Annotated in this window: 18 protein-coding genes; 10 read left to right on the top strand and 8 right to left on the bottom strand. The window is 70.6% G+C overall.

Annotated elements, in window-relative coordinates; genetic code table 11:
* Positions 1-32 precede the first annotated feature (32 nt).
* The 3 genes from ACFWH5_RS15015 to ACFWH5_RS15005 are packed head-to-tail and all read left to right on the top strand — an operon-like array spanning position 33 to position 2,811.
* Positions 33-866 carry a purine-nucleoside phosphorylase gene (locus ACFWH5_RS15015; protein WP_378836114.1) on the top strand — a complete coding sequence of 278 codons (834 nt, stop codon included), beginning with the start codon at positions 33-35 and terminating at the stop codon, positions 864-866.
* The gene (locus ACFWH5_RS15010) at positions 863-2,548 is read left to right on the top strand and encodes a phospho-sugar mutase (RefSeq protein ID WP_378836113.1); all 1,686 of its coding nucleotides are present in this window, start codon (positions 863-865) and stop codon (positions 2,546-2,548) included. The genes ACFWH5_RS15015 and ACFWH5_RS15010 overlap by 4 nt, the downstream gene beginning before the upstream one ends.
* Positions 2,545-2,811 (top strand): HPr family phosphocarrier protein, encoded by a 267-nt coding sequence (locus ACFWH5_RS15005; protein WP_378836111.1) that lies wholly within the window; start codon positions 2,545-2,547, stop codon positions 2,809-2,811. The genes ACFWH5_RS15010 and ACFWH5_RS15005 overlap by 4 nt, the downstream gene beginning before the upstream one ends.
* 27 nt (positions 2,812-2,838) lie before the next feature.
* Here ACFWH5_RS15005 and ACFWH5_RS15000 read toward each other — a convergent pair whose 3' ends face one another.
* Entirely contained in the window at positions 2,839-4,755 is a 1,917-nt protein-coding gene (locus ACFWH5_RS15000) for a BglG family transcription antiterminator (protein WP_378836109.1), read from the bottom strand.
* Positions 4,756-4,904: 149 nt separating this feature from the next.
* Here ACFWH5_RS15000 and ACFWH5_RS14995 point away from each other — a divergent pair, with 149 nt between their 5' ends.
* The 7 genes from ACFWH5_RS14995 (at position 4,905) to ACFWH5_RS14965 (ending at position 11,792) form a co-directional block, all read left to right on the top strand.
* Positions 4,905-5,228, top strand: coding sequence for a PTS sugar transporter subunit IIB (locus ACFWH5_RS14995; RefSeq protein WP_378836107.1), 324 nt, complete (start codon positions 4,905-4,907; stop codon positions 5,226-5,228).
* Positions 5,225-5,503, top strand: coding sequence for an HPr family phosphocarrier protein (locus ACFWH5_RS14990; RefSeq protein ID WP_378836105.1), 279 nt, complete (start codon positions 5,225-5,227; stop codon positions 5,501-5,503). The genes ACFWH5_RS14995 and ACFWH5_RS14990 overlap by 4 nt, the downstream gene beginning before the upstream one ends.
* Positions 5,500-7,170, top strand: a complete 1,671-nt coding sequence (ptsP, locus tag ACFWH5_RS14985) for a phosphoenolpyruvate--protein phosphotransferase (protein ID WP_378836103.1) — start codon at positions 5,500-5,502, stop codon at positions 7,168-7,170. The genes ACFWH5_RS14990 and ptsP overlap by 4 nt, the downstream gene beginning before the upstream one ends.
* A 33-nt stretch (positions 7,171-7,203) precedes the next feature.
* Complete coding sequence (locus ACFWH5_RS14980; RefSeq protein ID WP_378836101.1) at positions 7,204-8,826, top strand: PTS mannitol transporter subunit IICB; 1,623 nt, start codon at positions 7,204-7,206, stop codon at positions 8,824-8,826.
* Positions 8,827-9,389: 563 nt separating this feature from the next.
* Positions 9,390-9,824: a PTS sugar transporter subunit IIA gene (locus tag ACFWH5_RS14975; protein ID WP_378836099.1), complete on the top strand. Its 435-nt coding sequence runs from the start codon at positions 9,390-9,392 to the stop codon at positions 9,822-9,824.
* Entirely contained in the window at positions 9,821-10,993 is a 1,173-nt protein-coding gene (locus ACFWH5_RS14970; RefSeq protein WP_378836096.1) for a mannitol-1-phosphate 5-dehydrogenase, read from the top strand. The genes ACFWH5_RS14975 and ACFWH5_RS14970 overlap by 4 nt, the downstream gene beginning before the upstream one ends.
* Positions 10,994-11,072: 79 nt before the next feature.
* Positions 11,073-11,792, top strand: a complete 720-nt coding sequence (locus ACFWH5_RS14965) for a TSUP family transporter (RefSeq protein ID WP_378836094.1) — start codon at positions 11,073-11,075, stop codon at positions 11,790-11,792.
* Positions 11,793-11,802: 10 nt separating this feature from the next.
* Here ACFWH5_RS14965 and ACFWH5_RS14960 read toward each other — a convergent pair whose 3' ends face one another.
* The 7 genes from ACFWH5_RS14960 to ACFWH5_RS14930 are packed head-to-tail and all read right to left on the bottom strand — an operon-like array spanning position 11,803 to position 19,593.
* Entirely contained in the window at positions 11,803-12,654 is an 852-nt protein-coding gene (locus ACFWH5_RS14960; RefSeq protein ID WP_378836091.1) for a carbohydrate kinase family protein, read from the bottom strand.
* A gap of 26 nt (positions 12,655-12,680) precedes the next feature.
* Positions 12,681-13,796 (bottom strand): adenosine deaminase, encoded by a 1,116-nt coding sequence (locus tag ACFWH5_RS14955; RefSeq protein WP_378836090.1) that lies wholly within the window; start codon positions 13,794-13,796, stop codon positions 12,681-12,683.
* Positions 13,797-13,809: 13 nt separating this feature from the next.
* On the bottom strand, positions 13,810-15,108 hold the full coding sequence (locus ACFWH5_RS14950) for a thymidine phosphorylase (RefSeq protein WP_378836087.1): 1,299 nt from the start codon (positions 15,106-15,108) through the stop codon (positions 13,810-13,812).
* On the bottom strand, positions 15,105-15,521 hold the full coding sequence (locus ACFWH5_RS14945) for a cytidine deaminase (protein WP_378836085.1): 417 nt from the start codon (positions 15,519-15,521) through the stop codon (positions 15,105-15,107). Before ACFWH5_RS14945 ends, ACFWH5_RS14950 begins: the two co-directional genes overlap by 4 nt.
* A gap of 30 nt (positions 15,522-15,551) precedes the next feature.
* Positions 15,552-16,826, bottom strand: coding sequence for an ABC transporter permease (locus ACFWH5_RS14940; protein ID WP_378836083.1), 1,275 nt, complete (start codon positions 16,824-16,826; stop codon positions 15,552-15,554).
* Positions 16,823-18,082 carry an ABC transporter permease gene (locus ACFWH5_RS14935; RefSeq protein ID WP_378836081.1) on the bottom strand — a complete coding sequence of 420 codons (1,260 nt, stop codon included), beginning with the start codon at positions 18,080-18,082 and terminating at the stop codon, positions 16,823-16,825. Before ACFWH5_RS14935 ends, ACFWH5_RS14940 begins: the two co-directional genes overlap by 4 nt.
* Complete coding sequence (locus ACFWH5_RS14930; RefSeq protein WP_378836078.1) at positions 18,079-19,593, bottom strand: ABC transporter ATP-binding protein; 1,515 nt, start codon at positions 19,591-19,593, stop codon at positions 18,079-18,081. The genes ACFWH5_RS14935 and ACFWH5_RS14930 overlap by 4 nt, the downstream gene beginning before the upstream one ends.
* Positions 19,594-19,665 lie beyond the last annotated feature (72 nt).

Below are 19,665 nucleotides of genomic sequence, written 5' to 3'. Positions count from 1 at the left end.
CAGTGCGACCTGCACGTTCCTAGAGTGGACTCATGCCTGAAACGTTCACGCACCCCCTCGACGACCCGAACGCGAACCCGTTCGAGGTCGCAGCGCACGCCGCCGCCGACATCGCACGGCTGACCGGGGTCGACCACCACGACATCGCCCTGACCCTCGGCTCCGGCTGGGGCAAGGCGGCCGAACTCATCGGCGAGACCGTCGCCACCGTCCCCGCCACCGAGGTCACCGGCTTCTCCAAGCCGGCACTGGAGGGCCACGTGGGGACGCTGCGCAGCATCCGCACGCCGGGCGGCAAGAACGTGCTCGTCATCGGCGCGCGCACCCACTACTACGAGGGGCACGGCGTGCGGCGCGTCGTGCACAGCGTGCGCACCGCGGCGGCCACGGGCGCGAAGATCATGGTGCTCACCAACGGCGCCGGGGGCGTGCGCGAGACGTGGAAGCCCGGCCAGCCGGTGCTGATCAGCGACCACATCAACCTCACCGCCGACTCGCCGCTCGAGGGTGCCACCTTCATCGACCTCACCGACCTGTACTCGCAGCGCCTGCGCGACGTCGCCAGGACGGTCGACGCCACGCTCGACGAGGGCGTGTACACCCAGTTCCGCGGGCCGCACTACGAGACCCCGGCGGAGGTGCAGATGGCGAAGGCCATCGGCGGCCACATCGTCGGCATGTCCACCGCGCTCGAGGCCATCGCCGCGCGGGAGGCGGGGATGGAGATCCTCGGCTTCTCGCTCATCACCAACCTCGCCGCCGGCATCCAGAAGACGCCGCTCAGCCACGCGGAGGTCATCGAGGCCGGGCGCGAGGCCGAACCGGTGATCTCCGCCCTGCTCGCCCGCGTGATCGAGGCGCTGTGAACGGCGCCGACCGGCTCGCGCAGGCACGCGCCTGGCTGCGTCAGGACCCGGATGCCGAGACCCGCGACGAGCTCGCCGCGGTCATCACCCGCGCCGCCGGCGGCGACACCGCCGCGCTGACCGACCTGGATGATCGCTTCGGCAGCCGGCTGGCCTTCGGCACCGCCGGTCTGCGCGGCGCGCTCGGCGCCGGAAGCAACCGGATGAACCGCGTGCTGGTCGCTCAGGCGGCCGCCGGCTTCGCCGGCTTCCTGCTGCAGCGCGCGGCGGGTACCCCGACCGTCGTGATCGGCTACGACGGCCGGCGCAATTCGCGGCGTTTCGCTCTCGACTCCGCGGAGCTGTTCGCCGGGGCGGGGCTGCGTGCGATCCTGCTGCCCCGGCTGCTGCCGACGCCGGTGCTCGCGTTCGCCGTGCGCCACCTGGGCGCGGACGCCGGGGTGATGGTCACGGCGAGTCACAACCCGCCGAACGACAACGGCTACAAGGTGTATCTCGGCGGAGCGGATCAGGGAGCGCAGATCGTCTCGCCGGTGGATGCCGAGATCGCCGCGCACATCCAGCGGGTGGCCGACGCCGGCGACATCGGCGTGCTGCCCCGCTCCGACGCCTATGAGGTCGCCGGCGAGGACGTCGTCGACGCGTACGTGGCCGCCACCGCCGCGCTCGCGCCCGCACCCTTCGGCGTGCAGGAGATGCGCTGGGTGTACACGGCCATGCACGGCGTGGGCTGGGAGACGTTCTCGCGCGTGCTGAAGGCCGCAGGCTACCCGGCTCCTCGTGTGGTCGACGAGCAGCGCGAGCCGGACCCCACGTTCCGCACCGTCGCCTTCCCGAACCCCGAGGAGCCGGGCGCGATGGACCTGGCCTTCGCGCGGGCCAGGGCTGCGGACGCGGAGTTCATCCTCGCGAACGATCCGGATGCCGACCGTCTCGCCGTGGCGATCCCCGATGCCACAGCCGAGGGCGGCTGGCGCCGTCTGACGGGCAACGAGGTCGGGCTGCTGCTGGGTTGGCGCGCCGCCAAGGCCGTCCAGGTCGCCCCCGCCGCGGCGCCGCACGGCGCGTCGCTCGCCTGCTCACTGGTGTCGTCTCCGGGGCTCGGTGCGATCGCCGAGAAGTACGGCCTCGACTTCCACGAGACGCTGACCGGTTTCAAGTGGATCTCACGGGCTCCCGGGATCGCGTTCGGCTATGAGGAGGCGCTGGGCTACCTGGTCAATCCCGAGACGGTGCGCGACAAGGACGGCATCTCGGCCGCCGTGGCGATCCTGGGTCTCGCCGCGGAGGCGCGAGGCCGCGACACCACCATCGCCGGCCTGCTCGACGAGCTCGGCGCCGAGATCGGTCATTTCGCGAGCGGGCAGGTGTCGATCCGCGTCGACGACCTGTCGGTGATCAGCGGGCTGATGCTCTCGCTGCGCGCCGACGCGCCCGCCTCCTTCGGCGCACGGGCCGTCGCGAAGGCGGAGGACCTCGCGGCGGGTGCCGCCGGGCTTCCCGCCGGCGACGTGCTGCGCTACGCGCTGGCCGACGGCTCGCGCGTGATCGTGCGCCCGAGCGGCACCGAGCCGAAGCTCAAGGTCTACATCGACGCGCGCGGCGAGACGGCCGAGCTGGCTCGCGCCGCCGTCGCCGAGATCGAGGGCGCCGTACGGGAGCTGCTCGCGGAGCGGCGATGACGGTGCTGCGCCGGCGCGTCGCGATCGCCGTCCCCGACGGCGTGCATGCCCGGCCCGTCGCCGAGCTGGTGCGTCTCGCTCAGGCGCATTCCGCGCCGGTGACGCTGTCGACGGATGCCGGCGAACGCGTCGATCTGACCAGCATCCTCGCTCTGATGGACCTTGGTCTGCTGCCGGGGGACGAGGTGACCCTGGAGGTCGCCGATGCCCCCGGCGCCGCCGTGCTGCTGGACTCGCTCGTCGCGGTGATCGCGCCGCGGTGACCGTCCGCGACCTCACACGGACGGAGGTCACCCCTCGATGACCGCGACCAGCTCGTCGAGGAAGGACTCGAAGCCTGTCGCGCGACGCACGATCCGCTGCACGCTGTCGCGCTCGCTGAAGACCTCGACGAACTGCTCGAACACGGTCTGGAAGGCATCACGGTCGCTCTCGCTGAACGCGGCGAGCGCGACCACCTGCACGCGTCCGCTCCCCCACGCGACTGAGCCGTCGGCGATGCCGATGGCGATCGCGGTGCGCCGCGCGGTCATCTGCAGGGCGTGCGGCACCGCCAGCGCGTCGGTGAACGCGGTCGACGACATCCGCTCCCGCGCGATGGTGTTCTCGATGTAGTCGTCGCCGATCAGGCCGGATGCGGCGAGCAGACCGCCCAGCCGGCGGATGATCTCGTCCTCACCGGCGTCGGGGATGGGCATCAAAAACGCCTCGGCGGAGAAGTAGCGCTGCAGCTCTGTCCGCAGCCGGCGCAGCCGGCGCCCGCGACGCACCCGGGCGGCGGCCTGCTGCACGCGTTCGATGTCGGCCTCTCCGAGGAACGGCTGGATCCGCACGATGCGTTCGTCGGCGCCGGCGACGGGGATCGTGCTGAGCACGAGGTCGGTGTCGAGACTGCTCCAGTCCGGGTCGACGCTGGTGTCCACCCGGACGACCTCGATGAGCGTGCCGAGGGAGCGGTCGACGCTGGAGCGCAGCAGCTCCTGCAACTCGTGGTAGCCGGGGCACACGATCGTGGCGGAGAGGATGGCGTCCGCCGCACGGCTGCGCTCGAGGCGCCCGCCGACGTGCATCGCGATGTAGGCGATCTCGTCCTCCTGCAGCGGGACCCCCAGGCGGTCGTGCAGCCCGCTGGCGATCGAGACCGCGACCTCGAAGATCATCGGGTACGACGACTTCAGCGACCGGGTCAGCGGGTTGCGGGTCCACGCCTGCTCACGGGACCGCCGCAGCAGGTTCTGCACGTGCAGGGCGAGCCGCATGATGAAGACGTCATCGACCAGGTCGACCTGATAGTCGTGGGCGGCTTGCTCGATCTCGGCGCGGACGGCCCGCTCCACCTCGGGGTCGATGCTGCGCGGCGTGCTTCGCTGTGCGTCCTGCCCCGGCGTGACGACCCTGGTGAGCACGAGGTTCGCGAGGTGCTCCTGATCGCCGCGGCCGAGGGCGACGCCGAAGTGCTCGCCCGCGAGCCGGGCGATCGTCTCGCCGACCGCGATGACGGCCGCATCCGCGGCATCCGCGGTGCTCTCCAGGGCGCGCCCGACGGCCACGCGCTCGGCCGCGATGGTGATGTGCAGCAGCACGTCGCTGATGGCCAGCTCGTTGACGAAGTAACCGAGGGCGCCGAGCTCCCGGACCAGGGCGGTCTTGAACGGACCGACGGCCCGCGCGGGCACGGCCTCCGGCGCGAGAGCGCGCTGCAGCGCGTCGGCCCGAAGGGGCCCGGCATCCATCTCGTCCTGCGCGAGCCTGCTCAGCAGGCGCCGCAGCGACTGCTCATCGCCGTGCAGGCGTACGCGGTCGCGATCGCGCTCCAGGCGGACTCCGCCGCCCTCGAGCAGGGCGCGCACCCTCGCCAGGTCGTTCTCGAGTGTCGTCTCGCTGACGTGCAGCGCGAGAGCCGTCTCGTACACATCGATCCCCGCGGACTCGTCGACGAGGGTGCGAATGAGGCGATGCAGCCGCGCACGCGGAGTGCCGTGCGCGTCGGCGACACCGAGGGCGTCCACGGCGCCCGGTCCGGAACGGTAGCCCGCCGGGCCCGACTCGATCGCATCGGCCCCTGGCACGCGGGCGTTGAGAGACGCCACGTACGCTCGGATGCTGCGCGGGGTCACCCCGAGCCGATCGGCGAGGCTGGCCGCCGTGGACCAGCCGTCCTGGCGCAGCAGCGCGGTGAGGAGCTGGTCCTGGCGCTGACGCGACATCTCCGCCTCCTCATCGTCGACCCGTGCGCCTCCATGATGCCAGTCCCGTCCGCCGCGGAGGCGGAAGCCGACGTTCCGCAGGGGCGGAAGGAAGATTGCTGGAAGAACGCTGGGAGCCGGCAGCACACTGAGGGTGGAAAGGGGCATCGATGCGGATCCTGGTGGTGTGCGGGGCCGGCGCGTCCAGCACGTTCGTCGCACAGCGACTGCGGCGCGCGGCCGTGGCCGCCGGGCTGCCCTGGACGACCGAAGCCGGCACCGAGCACACCGCGCTGTTCGCGACCGGAGTGGATGCGGTGCTGATCGGTCCGCATCTGGCGGATCGCGCCGACGCCATCCGCCGCGCGCTCTCCGGCCGCTCGCAGGTCGTCACGCTTCCCGGCGACGCCTTCACCGACCTCGACGGCAGCCGCACGCTGCGCCTCGTCCGCGACGCGATCGCCGCGCCGCACGACCGGAAGGAAAACTCATGACCGCCTCTTCCCGCACCGTCCGCGTCGGCTCGTCGCACGGACTGCACGCCCGCCCCGCGAAGCTCTTCGCGCAGGCCGCGAAAGAGGCCGGCATCCCGGTGACCATCGCCAAGGATTCCGGCAAGGCGGTCAACGCCGCCAGCATCCTCAGCGTGATCGCCCTCGGCATCGACTTCGGAGACCACGTCGTCATCAGCGCCGAGGGCGAGAACGCGGAAGCCGTGCTCGACACCCTCACCGAACTGCTCACCACCGATCACGACGAGGACGCATGAGCATCCTGCGCGGTGTGGGCATCGGCCAGGGCGTCGCGACGGGCACGGTCGTGCGCATGGCCGAGGCGCTTCCGGCGCCCGAGAAGCTGCCGAGCACCGTCGGGGCGGACGCCGAGCGCACCCGCGCCCGTGAAGCCGTCGCGGCCGTCGCGGCAGAGCTGCAGCAGCGCGCGGATGCCGCGGGCGGTTCCGCCCAGGAGGTGCTGGAGGCTCAGGCGATGATCGCCGAGGACCCGACCCTTCAGGACGAGGTCGACAGTCGCATCGACGAGGGCAGCACCGCCGAGTGGGCCGTGCACGACGCATTCGCCGGATTCCGCGCGACCCTCGAGGCCGTCGGCGGCTATCTCGGCCAGCGCGCCGCCGACCTCGACGACATCGCCCAGCGGGTGCTGGCCCGGCTGCGCGATGTCGCGGCGCCCGGTGTGCCCGATCCGGGGCATCCGTTCGTGCTCGTGGCCCGCGACCTCGCTCCCGCCGACACCGCCCTGCTGAACCTCGAGCAGGTGCTCGCGCTGATCACCACCGACGGCGGGCCAACCTCGCACACCGCCATCCTCGCCCGCGAGAAGGGCATCGTCGCCGTGGTCGGCGCCGCAGATGCCACCGGCCTCGTCGACGGTCAGACCGTCGTCGTCGACGCCGCGGCCGGCACGGTGAACGACGCCCCCACCGACGCCGAGATCGCCGTCGTCGCCGAGCGCATCGCCGCGCGGGCCGCCGACGACGCCTCTCCCCCCACCCCCGGCGCCCTCGCCGACGGTACGCCGATCAGCCTGCTGGCGAACCTCGGCAAGCCCTCCGACGCGGCCGACGCCGTGGCGCGCGGCGCCGAAGGCGTCGGGCTCTTCCGCACCGAGTTCCTCTTCCTGTCCTCCGCCCAGGCACCGACGATCGAGCAGCAGCGCGCGGCGTACATCGAGCTGCTCACGGCGTTCGAGGGGAAGAAGGTCGTGGTGCGCCTGCTGGACGCGGGCGCCGACAAGCCGCTGGCGTTCCTGAACGACGCGCACGAGGAGAACCCGGCGCTGGGGCTGCGCGGGCTGCGGGCGCTGCGCGCCAGCGAGGACATCCTGCGCGAGCAGCTCACCGCCCTCGCCGAGGCGGATGCCGCCACCGCATCCGACCTCTGGGTGATGGCTCCGATGGTGACGACCGTGGAGGAGACGGCGTACTTCACCGCGCTCGCCAAGGAGTACGGACTCAAGACGGCCGGGGTGATGGTGGAGGTGCCCGCCAGCGCGCTACTGGCCGACCGCGTGCTCGCGCACGCGGACTTCGCCTCCATCGGCACCAACGACCTCACGCAGTACACGATGGCCGCCGACCGCCTGCTCGGATCGGTGGCGTCGTTCCAGGACCCCTGGCATCCGGCCGTGCTGCGCCTCGTTCGCGAGGTCGGTGACGCCGGGGCGCGCCTCGGCAAGCCGGTCGGCATCTGCGGCGAAGCCGCCGCCGATCCGCTGCTGGCGGTCGTGCTGGTCGGCCTGGGCGCGACGAGCCTGTCCATGGCTCCTGCCGCCCTCGCCGACGTGCGCCGCTCACTGGCCGGACACACCCTCGACGACGCACGGCGCATCGCCGACGCGGCCCTCGGCGCCGACGATGCCGCCGGTGCCCGCGCCGCCGCTCGCGATGCCGCATCCGCTTCCTCGACCTCGCAGTAACCCGACACCCTCACACCAGAAAGAGACGACATCATGACGACGACGTCAACGCCGACACGATTCGGCAGGGCGCGAGTAGGCGTCCAGCGCTTCGGCACATTCCTCTCCGGCATGATCATGCCGAACATCGCGGCCTTCATCGCCTGGGGCTTCATCACCATGCTCTTCATCGCGGCCGGCTGGCTGGGCGGTTGGCATCCGGTGTCCGATCTGCTCGGCGGATTCGGCAACGCGTCGGAGATCGGGTGGCCCGGAGCCATGACCGCGCTCGCGCAGAGCGAGGACGGCGCGACCTTCCCGCAGTACGTGGGTCTCGTCGGGCCGATGATCACGTACCTGCTGCCCTTGCTCATCGCCAACACCGCCGGTCGCATGATCCACGGGGAACGAGGCGGCGTCGTGGCCACGATCGCGACCATGGGCGTCATCGTCGGCACCAGCATCCCGATGTTCCTGGGTGCCATGATCATGGGCCCGTTCGCGGCCCTCGTCACCAAGTGGATGGACCGCATCTGGGAGGGAAAGATCAAGCCCGGCTTCGAGATGCTGGTCAACAACTTCTCCGCGGGCATCCTCGGCATGCTCCTGGCGATTCTCGGGTTCTTCGTCTTCGGTCCCGTCATCATCGGTGTAAGCGCCGTCCTCGGCGGCGCCGTGGGCTGGCTAGTCTCGCTGCACCTGCTCCCGATCGCATCGATCATCGTGGAGCCGGCCAAGGTGCTCTTCCTGAACAACGCGATCAACCACGGTGTGTTCACGCCGCTGGGCGTAGAACAGGTGACCGACGCGGGCAAGTCGATCCTCTTCCTGATCGAGGCGAACCCCGGCCCCGGCGTCGGTCTGCTGCTCGCGTTCACCTTCTTCGGCGTCGGCCAGGCGAAGTCCTCGGCACCCGGTGCCGCCGTCATCCAGTTCCTGGGCGGCATCCACGAGATCTACTTCCCGTACGCGCTGAGCAAGCCGATGACGATCCTCGCCCTCATTGCCGGGGGCGCGACCGGCGTCGCGACGAACATGATCCTCGGCGGCGGCCTCGCCTTCCCCGCGGCGCCCGGCAGCATCATCGCCGTTACCGCTGCCGCGTCCAGCCCGGCTGCAGGCGGCATCGGCAACCTGCTCGTCGTCTACCTGTCGGTGGTGCTCGCCGCGACGGTGACCTTCCTGATCACCGCCGTCATCCTGCGCGCCTCCCGCCGGCGCGACCTCGCCGCCGAGGAGTCGGGTGCCGACGCGTTCGGCTCGGCGATCAGTCAGACCGAGGCCAACAAGGGCAAGAAGTCCAGCGTGCTCGGCACCCTCGGTGCAGGAGGCGAAGCGGCTGCGGCGACCGACGCGGGCGGCGCCACCACGACCGCGGCCGCGCCGATCCAGTCGATCGTGTTCGCCTGCGACGCCGGGATGGGCTCGTCCGCCATGGGCGCCAGCGTGCTGCGCAACAAGCTGAAGAAGGCAGGCGTCGAGGGCGTCACGGTCGTCAACCAGGCGATCGCCAACCTTGACGGCACCGCCGACATGGTCATCACCCAGCAACAGCTCACGGATCGCGCCCGGAGCAAGTCGCCGCAGTCGACTCACATCTCCGTCGACAACTTCATGAACTCGCCGAAGTACGACGAAGTCGTAGAAATGGTGCGTGACCGGCACACTCGGCAGTAGCGAATTGCCACAGATGCCCCTACGCTATCCGGCAATATCCAGCCCACCCTTGGCGCCGCGGTAGTGCACGGGGGACGCACAAGGGAAGGCGCAAAAATGACATCCCAAACACTGAGACTCGACCGTGGCCGGCTCGCATTGAGAGCGCTAGCTGTCGCAGCAGTTGCCTTTGTCGTCACGCTGGCGGGACCGACTCCGAATGCTCACGCCGCAGGTGCGACCGTTTACAACAACGGAAGTCGCCTGATGACGATATGCCAAAACGCCTCGAGTACGACCGTGTGTGCAGGTCCTACCGGATCCATATACCCGGGAGAAAACAGTGCGACGAAGTTCGGCTGGGACGACACGGACATGATCTGGATCCCGGCCAGATGCACCCTCGAGAAGTGGGGCTACATGAGCGGCCAGGTTCGCTGGTTTCGCTACGCGATGGCCGGAGCGACGGGCCGTTGGATGAAGATAGGTGATCTGAGCGGAGGCACATTTCGTGTCCTCTGCTGAGGTGCTGGACCTCCCTTGGCGAGGTCTCTAGCCGGACGACGGCCTCGAAAGGAAATGAAATGACCGTACTCACCCTCGACCGCGTACGCATCCGCGAAGGCTCCGCCACTCGCGATGAAGCCCTGAAGGAGGCCGCCGACGCGCTCGTCGCGGCCGGTGCCGTCACTTCGGACTACCTGCAGGCCATGCACGACCGCGAGCAGGCCGTGTCCACTTTCATGGGCAACGGCCTGGCCATCCCGCACGGCACGAACGACGCGAAGGACGCGGTGATCGGCTCGGCGCTCAGCGTCGTCCGCTACGACGGCGGTGTCGACTGGGACGGCGAGCAGGCGACGTTCGTGATCGGCATCGCCGGCAAGGACGGCGAGCACCTCGACATCCTCTCGCAGATCGCGATCCTGTTCTCCGACGAGGACGACGTGGCGCGCCTGAACGCCGCCTCGACCCCCGAGGAACTGTTCGAGCTGCTCTCTGCCGTCAACGAGTCATGAGCACCTCCCCCAAGGCCGTCCACTTCGGCGCCGGCAACATCGGCCGCGGCTTCGTCGGGCTGCTGCTGCACCAGGGCGGCTACGAGCTGGTGTTCTCCGACGTCGCCGCACAGCTCGTCGACGCGATCAACGCCGCAGACAGCTACACGGTGCACGAGGTGGGCGAGGGCGGCGGCGACACCGTCGTCACCGGCTTTCGCGCCATCAACAGCGCGGCGGATCCCGAGCGGCTCGTCGCCGAGATCGCGGATGCCGACGTGGTGACCACCGCCGTGGGGCCGACGGTGCTGCGCTTCGTCGCGGCACCCATCCTGGAGGGGCTGCGCCGCCGCGATCGGCAGGCGGCACCGCTGCAGATCATGGCGTGCGAGAACGCCATCGGAGCGACCGATCTGCTGCGTCAGGAGATCACCGCGCGCGCCGGCGACGACGACTGGGGGGCCGTCGCTGCGCGCGCGGTGTTCGCGAACACCGCCGTCGACCGCATCGTCCCCGGGCAGCCCGAGGGAGCGGGCGTCGACGTCACCGTCGAGCCGTTCCACGAGTGGGCCATCGAACGCGGACCGTTCGGGGACAGCCCGCCGAGCATCCCCGGCGCGCATTTCGTCGATGATCTCGCTCCGTACATCGAGCGCAAGCTCTTCACCGTCAACACCGGACATGCGACGACGGCTTACCTGGGCGCCATGGCCGGCGTCGAGCGCATCTCCGACGCCCTCGCCGACGCATCGATCGCCGGTCAGGTGGCGGCGACGCTGGAAGAGACCTCGGCGCTGCTGGCGGCCAAGCACGGGCTCGACCCTGCAGAGCTCGCGGAGTACCGCGAAACCATCCTGCAGCGCTTCGCGAATCCCGCCCTGCCCGACACGGTCTGGCGGGTGGGGCGCCAGCCGCTGCGCAAGCTCTCTCGACATGAGCGCTTCATCGGGCCGGCGGCCGAGGCGGCCGAGCGCGGGTTGTCCGTCGATGCGCTGCTCACCGCGGTCGCCGCGGCGCTGGCGTTCGACGATCCTGAAGACGAGCAGTCCGTCGAGCTGCAGCGCAGGCTGCGCACCGACGACCCCGTGGAGCTAGCCGCCGAGGTGACGGGGCTGGCATCGGATCATCCGCTCTTCCCGGCCGTGCGCGACGCGTTCGCGGGGCGCGCGGAGGGGGTCGCGAGCGCCTAAGATCGTCGGGATGGCCCGACCGACGCCCGACAGCACCAGGATGCCGCAGCCGACCGCCCCACCTCGCGGACGCTGAGGCGTGCTCGTCCTCACAGCAGCGGCGGTCCTCGTCGCCGCGTTGATCCAGCGCGTGACGGGGCTGGCGTTCGTGCTGGTGCTGATCGGTCCTGTCGTACTCGTGTACGGGCCTGTCGAGGGGGTCACCCTCGCCGTCTTCCTCGCGGTCATCGCCTCGCTCTTCGCTCTGCCCGGCGCGTGGCGCGAGGTCGACTGGCGGCGCACGCTGTGGCTGCTCGGTGCGGGGCTGATCGCCGCGCCGCTCGGCGCGATGACATCGCTGGCCCTTCCCGAGCCGGCGCTTCTCATACTCATCGGCGCGATGGGTGTCATCGCGCTCGGCGCGCAGTGGCTCGGCCCGGTGGCGCGGCATCTGCGAGGCCGTCGAGGCGCTGTCGCGGCGGGCGCGCTGGCGGGCTTCATGCACGCCTCGAGCGGGCTGTCGGGTCCTGCTCTCGCCGCCTATGCGCTGGGCGATGATTGGCCCCAGCGCCGATTCGCCGCGAGCGCACAGGTGATCTTCCTCGGTTACGGGGCGGTCTCCGTCGCCCTGCGCGGTCTTCCCGCCACTGCGCCGCTCGATCTGGTCGTGCTGGGCGCATGCACCGCGATCGGCATCATCGTCGGCGCGTTCGCCGCTCGGCGCATTCCCGTGCGGCTGGCCAGGCGCGTGATGCTGCTGTGCGCGTGGGCGGGAACCCTGGTCGTACTTGTCAGGGCGATCGTGGCGCTGCTCGGCTGAACCAGCGCGCTCAGACGAGGACGTCGTCAAGCAGCGGATGCAGATGCCGTGAGCGCAGCGCGGCGGCGGCCGAACGAGCCCCCGCTGTCAGCGCGGCCTGGACGGCGGCGCCTCCCAGCGTCGCGTTGAGGACACCGGCGAAGAAGGCATCGCCTGCGCCGTTGGTGTCGACGACATCGACGGGCACAGCCGGCACGGCGTGCAGCTCGCCCGACGCGTCGACGGCGATCGCGCCCTCGGCGCCCCTCGTGCAGACCGCGAGGGCCACGCCCCCGGCGACACACGAGCGCAGGAACGCGGCGGGATCGTCGAGCCGGTCCGCGCTGCACAGCACAGCATGAGCGGCGTCGAGGAACGGCCGGTGGAAGTCCTGCACTCCATCCCAGTCGTGCGGGTCGACCCAGATCGGGCGCCCTGAGGCGCGGGCGGCTGGAATCGCGGCCAGGCCCTCGTCCGACAGGTCGAGCACGATCGCGGCCGCATCGGAGAACAGCTCGACCGGATCGGCCACCGTCGGCGGCGCCTCGGGTGTCGAGAGATACAGCGACACGCGCTCGCCCCGCGGCGTCATCAGATTCAGATGCCGTTCGGAGGTGCCCGTGACCACGAGATCTTCGAGGCCGATGCCGGCACCGTCGAGGGCAGCGCGGATGCGAGCGCCCGCGGCATCCGAACCGACCCGAGCGCGCAACCGCACCCGCCGGCCCAGCGCGGCCAGCGCCAGCGCCTTCCCCGCGCTCGTGCCGCCGAGAGTCTGCCAATCACCGCGGGCGAACTGCATGTGCGGCGTGGGCGCGGGGAGATCATCGAGGAGCACCAGCGTGTTCCACGACACGGCGCCCACGACGGCGATGCAGGACATCCGGCTGTGCTCCGTGCGATCCGCGCTCAGCGCTCGAAACCTTCGGAGATCATCTCGACCAGCTCCTCGCGCTCCTCGACCGGCAGGAACGCCGCGGATGCGGCGTTGAACTGGAACGTCTCGAGATCGTCGAGGTCGTAGTCGAACGCGTCGACGAGCAGCGCGAGCTCCCGTGTCAGTGAGGTGCCGCTCATGGTGCGGTTGTCGACGTTCACGGTGACCGCGAAGCCGAGCTGGTAGAGCAGGTCGAACGGGTGGTCCGCGAGCTCGTCGCCCCACTGGGTGATCGCCCCGGTCTGCAGATTCGACGACGGCGACAGTTCGAGCGGGATCTCACGGTCGCGCACCCACCGGGCGAGGTCGCCGAACTGCACCTGCACCTCATCGCCTTCGCGCTCCAAGACCTGCAGATCCTCGGCGATGCGCACACCGTGGCCGAGGCGCAGCGCGCGGCCGTCGATGAGGGCGGAGCGGATGGATGCCGGCCCCGCGGCCTCGCCGGCGTGCACGGTCACCGGCAGGAACTCCGAGGCAAGGTAGTCGAAGGCGGCGCGGTGACCCGATGCCGGGAAGCCGTCCTCGGGGCCGGCGACGTCGAAGCCGACCACCCCGCGCTCGCGGTTCGCGACGGCGAGCTTCGCGATCTCCAGCGACCGATCGCCCTGGCGCATGGCGGAGAGGATCTGCCCCACGCGGATGCTGCGGCCGGCCGCATCCGCGTCGTCCTCGCCCTCCTCGATGCCGCGCTGCACCGCTCGCACCGCCTGGGCGGGCGTCAGGCCGCCGGCGACGTGCTGCTCGGGCGCCCAGCGGACCTCACCGTAGACCACCCCGTCCTCGGCGAGGTCGGCGACGAACTCCCGGGTGATCCGGGTGAGCGCCTGCTCGGTCTGCATGACGGCGGTCGTGAGGTCGAAGGTCTTCAGGTACTCGACGAGCGAGCCGGAATCGCCGCGCTCGGCGAACCACCGCCGCAGCGCCTTCGCGTCCCCCGCCGGGGCGTCGATGCCCGCCTCGTCGGCGAGCTCGAGGATCGTCGCCGGACGCACGGCGCCGTCGAGATGGTCGTGCAGCGACACCTTCGGCAGCGAGCGCAGCGAGACGCCCTGCACCTTCCGGTCGCCGTTCTGATCGATGCTCATGATGCTCCTCGTCTCAGCTGTCGGCGGTGATGCGCTCGCGCACGATGGACGTCGCCTCCGGCGCCGTCTGGCCGACCTCGTACGCGCCGTCGAGCGCCTGCAGGGCTCGGGCGAAGCGGGCGTCGTCGTCGGCCGAGAGCGTGAACAGCGGCTGCCCGGCGGTCACCCGATCACCGGGCTTCGCGTGCAGGTCGATGCCGGCGGCGTGGATCACCGGGTCCTCCGCACGCGCGCGCCCGGCGCCGAGGCGCCACGCCGCGATGCCGAACGGCAGGGCATCCATGCGCGAGACGACGCCGTCGACGGCCGCCCGCACCACATGGGTCTCGCGCGCGGCGGGCAGAGCCGCATCCGGGTCGCCGTCCTGCGCTCGGATCATGGCGCGCCAGGAGTCCATGGCGCGGCCGTCGTCGAGTGCGCTCTCCACATCGGCGTCCGGCTGTCCGGCCAGAGCGAGCATCTCGCGGGCCAGCGCGATGGTCAGCTCGCGGACATCCGCCGGACCCCCGCCGGCGAGCACCTCGACTGACTCGCGCACCTCGTTGGCGTTGCCGATCGCGAGACCGAGCGGCACGTTCATGTCGGTGAGGAGGGCCGTGGTGGCGACCCCCGAATCGGTGCCGAGCGCGACCATCGTCCGTGCCAGCTCGCGCGCGCGGTCGATGTCCTGCATGAACGCGCCGTTGCCGAACTTCACGTCCAGCACCAGGGCATCCGTGCCCTCGGCGATCTTCTTCGACATGATGCTCGACGCGATCAACGGGATCGCCTCGACCGTGCCGGTGACGTCGCGCAGCGCGTACAGCTTCTTGTCCGCGGGGGCCAGTCCCGAACCGGCCGCGCAGATCACCGCACCGACATCGCCCTTCATCTGCGCGAACATCTCATCGTTCGACAACGCCGCGCGCCATCCCGGGATCGACTCGAGCTTGTCGAGCGTGCCCCCGGTGTGGCCGAGGCCGCGACCGCTCAGCTGCGGCACGGCGACGCCGAACACGGCGACGAGCGGAGCCAGCGGCAGGGTGATCTTGTCGCCGACACCACCGGTGGAATGCTTGTCGACCGTCCGCTTGCCCAGCCCGCTGAAGTCCATCCGCTCTCCCGACGCGATCATCGCGTCGGTGAGCACGCGGATCTCGTCGCGCTGCATGCCACGTTGGAAGACCGCCATCGCGAACGACGCCATCTGCGCGTCGGACACGTAACCGCGGGTGTAGGCGTCGACCATCCAGCGCAGCGCCGGCTCAGCCACCGCTCCCCCGTCGCGCTTCGCGCGGATGACGTCGACGGCGTCGAAGGGCTCGATGCTCATCGTGCGGCCTCGCGCGCGGCCGAGTGGCGCAGGTCGTACGGCCCGAAGGCGTCCGGCAGCACCTCGTCGATGGTGCGCACCCCCGACACGGTCTCCAGCAGCATGCCAGGGCTCGCGTGCTCGAACAGCAGCTGACGGCAGCGGCCGCACGGCATGATCGTCTCGCCGTCGCCGTTCACGCAGCTGAAGGCGACGAGCCGGCCACCGCCCGACATGAACAGGTCGCCGACCAGCGCGCACTCGGCGCACAGGGTGACCCCGTACGAGGCGTTCTCGATGTTGCACCCGGCGACGATGCGGCCGTCGTCGACCAGGGCGGCCGCTCCGACCCGGTACTGCGAATACGGCGCATAGGCTCTGTGCATCGCGTCGGTGGCGACCTGACGCAGTTCGTCCCAGTCGATGTCGGTCACGTTTCGTCTCTCCTCGATGTGCGGTCGTGTCTACGACTTGATGTACGGCTCGCCGTCAGCCGCGGGCGCCCGGGAGCGGCCGACGAGCCCGGCGACGGCGAAGATCGTCACGACGTACGGCAGCATGAGCATGAACTGGCTGGGCACCGGCGAGCCGATGACGCTGAGCACGCTCTGCAGGTTCGTCGCGAAGCCGAACAGCAGCGCCGCCAGGGTCGCGCGGATCGGATCCCACTTTCCGAAGATCACCGCGGCGAGGGCGATGAAGCCCGCGCCGGCCGTCATCTCGGGGTTGAACCGGGGCACCGAGACGAGGGTGTAGAACGCGCCGCCCATGCCCGCGATCGCACCGGCGATCAGCACGTTCATGTACCGGGTGCGCGCGACGTTGATGCCCACAGTGTCGGCCGCCTGAGGGTGCTCGCCCACCGCGCGCATGCGCAGGCCCCAGCGGGTGCGGTACATGCCGTACCAGACCGCGAACACGATGACGTACATCAGGTACACCACGATCGTCTGTCGGAACAGGATCGGGCCGAGCACCGGGATGTCGCTGAGCAGCGGGATCGGCAGGGCGCGGAACGGCTCGACGGTGTTCAGCGTCGCCTGGTTGGGTGCGAGCACCTGGCGGAACAGGAACGTCGTCACGCCGATGACCAGCACGTTGAGCACCACGCCGACGATGACCTGATCGACGTAGTAGGTGATCGCGAAGACGCCGAGGATCAATGCGACCAGCACGCCAGCGGCCATCGCCGCCACCAGGCCGGCCCAGGCGGTCCCGGTCAGCGACGCCACCATCGCGGCGGTGAACGCGCCGGCGAGCAGCTGCGCCTCGATCGCGATGTTGACGACGCCGGCCCGCTCGCCGATCACACCGCCCAGCGCGCCGAAGATCAGCGGGGTGGCCAGCGCCAGCGCGCCGCTGAGCAGACCGATCATCGGAAGCGTTCCGGAGCTGCCGGCCGCGGCCCAGGCGAGGAAGCCGACGATGAGCGCGACGACGTAGATCGCGACGAGCCACAGCGGCACCGCGCGGTGCCGCGATGCGAGGACAGCGGCCGCCACCGCGATCCCGAGGGCGATGATCACCCCGACCCAGGCGGTCGCCGTGCCGGGGACGATCAGATCGGGCACCCTGACGATCTCACTGCCCGCGGCGAAGCGGAACACCGCGTCCCCGGCCCGGGGTGCGAGCAGCGGCAGCAGCGCGACGAGCACGGCGATCGCGCCGAGGATGATCGGCGTCTTCCATGAGATGACGGCGACGGTGCGGGGCTCGGCCTCGAGGATCTGGACGCTCATGCCGTCACCTCCTTCTTCGCGGCGCGGCGCTGTCGACGGCTCGCGCGGCCGGGCTGCGGCAGGCCGAACATCGCCCGCACCAGCGGCGGGGCCGCGATGAAGAGCACGATCAGCGACTGCACGACGAGCACGATCTCGATCGGCACGCCCTGCGAGGCCTGCATGGTGAAGCCGCCGGTCTTGAAGGCTCCGAAGAGCAGACCGGCGAACAGGATGCCGAGCGGGCGGGAGCGCCCGAGCAGCGCCACGGTGATGGCGTCGAAGCCGATTCCGGCGTCGATGCCGCCGCTGAAGCCCTTCGGCTCGGTACCGAGCACCTGGCTGACGCCGGCGAGGCCGACCAGCGCTCCGGCGATGACCATCACGAGGAAGTACATCCTGCCCACCGAGATGCCGGAGGTGCGGGCGGCGGCGGGGTTCTCACCCACCGCGCGGAAGCGGAAGCCGAGGCTGGAGCGCTCCAGCAGCCACCAGGTGATCGCGACGGCGATCAGCGCCAGCAGGAAGCCGAGGTGCAGCTTGTACATCGGCCCGAGGATGAGCGGCATCACGGCGCTCTCCGCCATCGGAGCGGTCTTCGGGTTGCTGGAGCCCGGCGCCTGCAGGATCCCCTGCGTCGCGAGCATCCACGCCAGCAGGTAGACCGCGATGTGATTGAGCATGATCGTCACGATCACCTCGTGCGCGCCGGTGCGCGCCTTGAGCAGACCCGCGATGCCGGCCCAGATCGCTCCGGCGACGACGCCGGCCGCGAGCGCGACGATGAGGTGCAGGGGGAACGGCATGTCCCATGCGGTCGCGACGTAGCCCGCGGCGGCGGCCGCCATGAGCATCTGGCCCTGACCGCCGATGTTGAACAGGCCGGCCCGGAAGGCGAGACCGACGCCGAGCCCCGCCGCGATCAGCGGCGTGGCGAACTTCAGCGTCTCGGTGAGGGGGCGGATCCCCACCGCGAAGCTGTCGGCGTTGAAGTTGTAGATGGACCCGCGGAACAGCGCCGCGTACGCGCCGCCGACGGCGCTGCCGATCGCCTGGAAGGTGTCGCTCGGCCGCTGGAAGAAGTAGCCCGCGGCCGCCTGCACCTCCTTGTCGGTGAGCGCGATCATCAGCGATCCCACGACGACCGCCGCGACCACGGCGAGGAGCGAGATGGCGAAGGTGCCTGTGACGATCTGCATCACCGCCTGGCGTCCGCGCGACGGCGTCGGCGTCGGCGTCTGCGGCGGAGCGGGGGTCTGCGTCTCAGCGGCGGTCATGCCTGGACTCCTTCGTTCACGGCACCTGCCATCATGAGACCGAGCTGGTCGCGGGGCGTGTCGCCGGCGACGACGCCGACGATGCGCCCGCGGTACATCACGAGGATGCGATCGGCCAGGGCCGTCACCTCGTCGAGTTCGGTGGAGATCACGATCACCGGGACGCCTGCATCGCGGGTCTCGATGATGCGCTTGTGGATGAACTCGATCGATCCGACGTCGACGCCTCGGGTGGGCTGCGCGGCGACGAACAGCGACAGGTCGCGGCTCAGCTCGCGGGCGAGCACGACCTTCTGCTGGTTGCCGCCGGAGAGGCGTCCCGCCGCCTGCGTCGGTCCCTGTGTGCGGATGTCGAACTCCGTGATCTTCTCGCGCGCGAACTCGTCGAGAAGCCTCAGCTGCAGCGCACCGCCCTTGACGAACGGCGCGCCGTTGGAGCGGTCGAGCATCAGGTTCTCGGCGATGGAGAACTCCTTCACCAGCCCGTCGACGCCGCGGTCCTCCGGCACGAAGCCGACGCCGGCGTCGAGGATGCGTCGCACGCTGCGACCGACCAGCTCCTGGCCGTTCAGCCGCACGCTGCCGCGCACGCGCTCCTGAAGCCCGAGCAGCGCCTCGGTGAGCTCGGTCTGCCCGTTGCCCTGCACGCCGGCGATGGCGAGCACTTCCCCGCCGCGCACCTCGAACGAGGCGGAGTCGACGAGGACGGTGCCGGCGGCATCCGTGACGGTGAGATCTTCGACGACGAGCGCGTTCTCGCTGTACTGCGGTTCGCCCTTGTGCACCGTCAGCTCGACAGCGCGGCCGACCATCAGAGAGGCCAGCTCCGCGTTGGACGCGGTCGGTGATGCCTCGCCCACGACCTTGCCCAGCCGGATCACGGTGATGCGGTCGGCCACCTCGCGCACCTCGCGCAGCTTGTGCGTGATGAACACGATCGCGGTGCCCTGCTCGCGCAGCTGACGCATCGTCGCCATCAGCTCGTCGGTCTCCTGCGGGGTGAGCACCGCCGTCGGCTCGTCGAACACCAGGATGCTCGCGTCGCGCGACAGCGCCTTGATGATCTCGACGCGCTGCTGCACGCCCACAGGGAGGTCCTCGACGACCGCATCCGGATCGACGTCGAATCCGAAGCGGTCGGAGATCTCCTTCACCCGGCGACGCGCGGCCGCGAGATCCAGACGCCCTCCGAACGAGGTCTTCTCGTGTCCGAGCATCACGTTCTCGGCGACGGTGAACACCGGGATGAGCATGAAGTGCTGATGCACCATGCCGATCCCCGCCTTCATGGCGTCGCCGGGGCCGTCGAAGTCCTGCACGACGTCGTCGATGAGGATCTGCCCCTCGTCGGCCTCGTACAGGCCGTAGAGCACGTTCATCAGCGTGGACTTCCCCGCGCCGTTCTCCCCGAGAAGACAGTGGATCTCACCGGGTTCGACGACCAGATCGATGTGGTCGTTGGCCGTCAGTGCGCCGAACCTCTTCGTTATGCCGCGCAGCTCGAGCTTCATGTGTCCGATCCTATTCGTGACATGCTGCGTCGCCCAGGGATCGCCCGAGCAGACGACAGCGGGGAGGCCGGC

The sequence above is a fragment of the Microbacterium sp. NPDC058345 genome, from assembly GCF_042723855.1.
In the GTDB taxonomy this organism is placed as follows: Bacteria; Actinomycetota; Actinomycetes; order Actinomycetales; family Microbacteriaceae; genus Microbacterium.
This window is presented reverse-complemented; position numbering and strand designations above follow the sequence as displayed.

Excerpts from the sequence above, each read along its gene's own strand:
- ACFWH5_RS14940 (WP_378836083.1), bottom strand. The coding sequence starts at position 16,826 with ATGAGCGTCCAGATCCTCGAGGCCGAGCCCCGCACCGTCGCCGTCATC.
- ACFWH5_RS14955 (WP_378836090.1), bottom strand. The coding sequence starts at position 13,796 with ATGAGCATCGATCAGAACGGCGACCGGAAGGTGCAGGGCGTCTCGCTG.
- ACFWH5_RS15015 (WP_378836114.1), top strand. The coding sequence starts at position 33 with ATGCCTGAAACGTTCACGCACCCCCTCGACGACCCGAACGCGAACCCG.
- ACFWH5_RS14975 (WP_378836099.1), top strand. The coding sequence starts at position 9,390 with ATGACCGTACTCACCCTCGACCGCGTACGCATCCGCGAAGGCTCCGCC.
- ACFWH5_RS14970 (WP_378836096.1), top strand. The coding sequence starts at position 9,821 with ATGAGCACCTCCCCCAAGGCCGTCCACTTCGGCGCCGGCAACATCGGC.
- ACFWH5_RS15005 (WP_378836111.1), top strand. The coding sequence starts at position 2,545 with ATGACGGTGCTGCGCCGGCGCGTCGCGATCGCCGTCCCCGACGGCGTG.
- ACFWH5_RS14980 (WP_378836101.1), top strand. The coding sequence starts at position 7,204 with ATGACGACGACGTCAACGCCGACACGATTCGGCAGGGCGCGAGTAGGC.
- ptsP (WP_378836103.1), top strand. The coding sequence starts at position 5,500 with ATGAGCATCCTGCGCGGTGTGGGCATCGGCCAGGGCGTCGCGACGGGC.
- ACFWH5_RS14935 (WP_378836081.1), bottom strand. The coding sequence starts at position 18,082 with ATGACCGCCGCTGAGACGCAGACCCCCGCTCCGCCGCAGACGCCGACG.
- ACFWH5_RS14990 (WP_378836105.1), top strand. The coding sequence starts at position 5,225 with ATGACCGCCTCTTCCCGCACCGTCCGCGTCGGCTCGTCGCACGGACTG.
- ACFWH5_RS14960 (WP_378836091.1), bottom strand. The coding sequence starts at position 12,654 with ATGTCCTGCATCGCCGTCGTGGGCGCCGTGTCGTGGAACACGCTGGTG.
- ACFWH5_RS14995 (WP_378836107.1), top strand. The coding sequence starts at position 4,905 with ATGCGGATCCTGGTGGTGTGCGGGGCCGGCGCGTCCAGCACGTTCGTC.
- ACFWH5_RS15000 (WP_378836109.1), bottom strand. The coding sequence starts at position 4,755 with ATGTCGCGTCAGCGCCAGGACCAGCTCCTCACCGCGCTGCTGCGCCAG.
- ACFWH5_RS14930 (WP_378836078.1), bottom strand. The coding sequence starts at position 19,593 with ATGAAGCTCGAGCTGCGCGGCATAACGAAGAGGTTCGGCGCACTGACG.
- ACFWH5_RS14950 (WP_378836087.1), bottom strand. The coding sequence starts at position 15,108 with ATGAGCATCGAGCCCTTCGACGCCGTCGACGTCATCCGCGCGAAGCGC.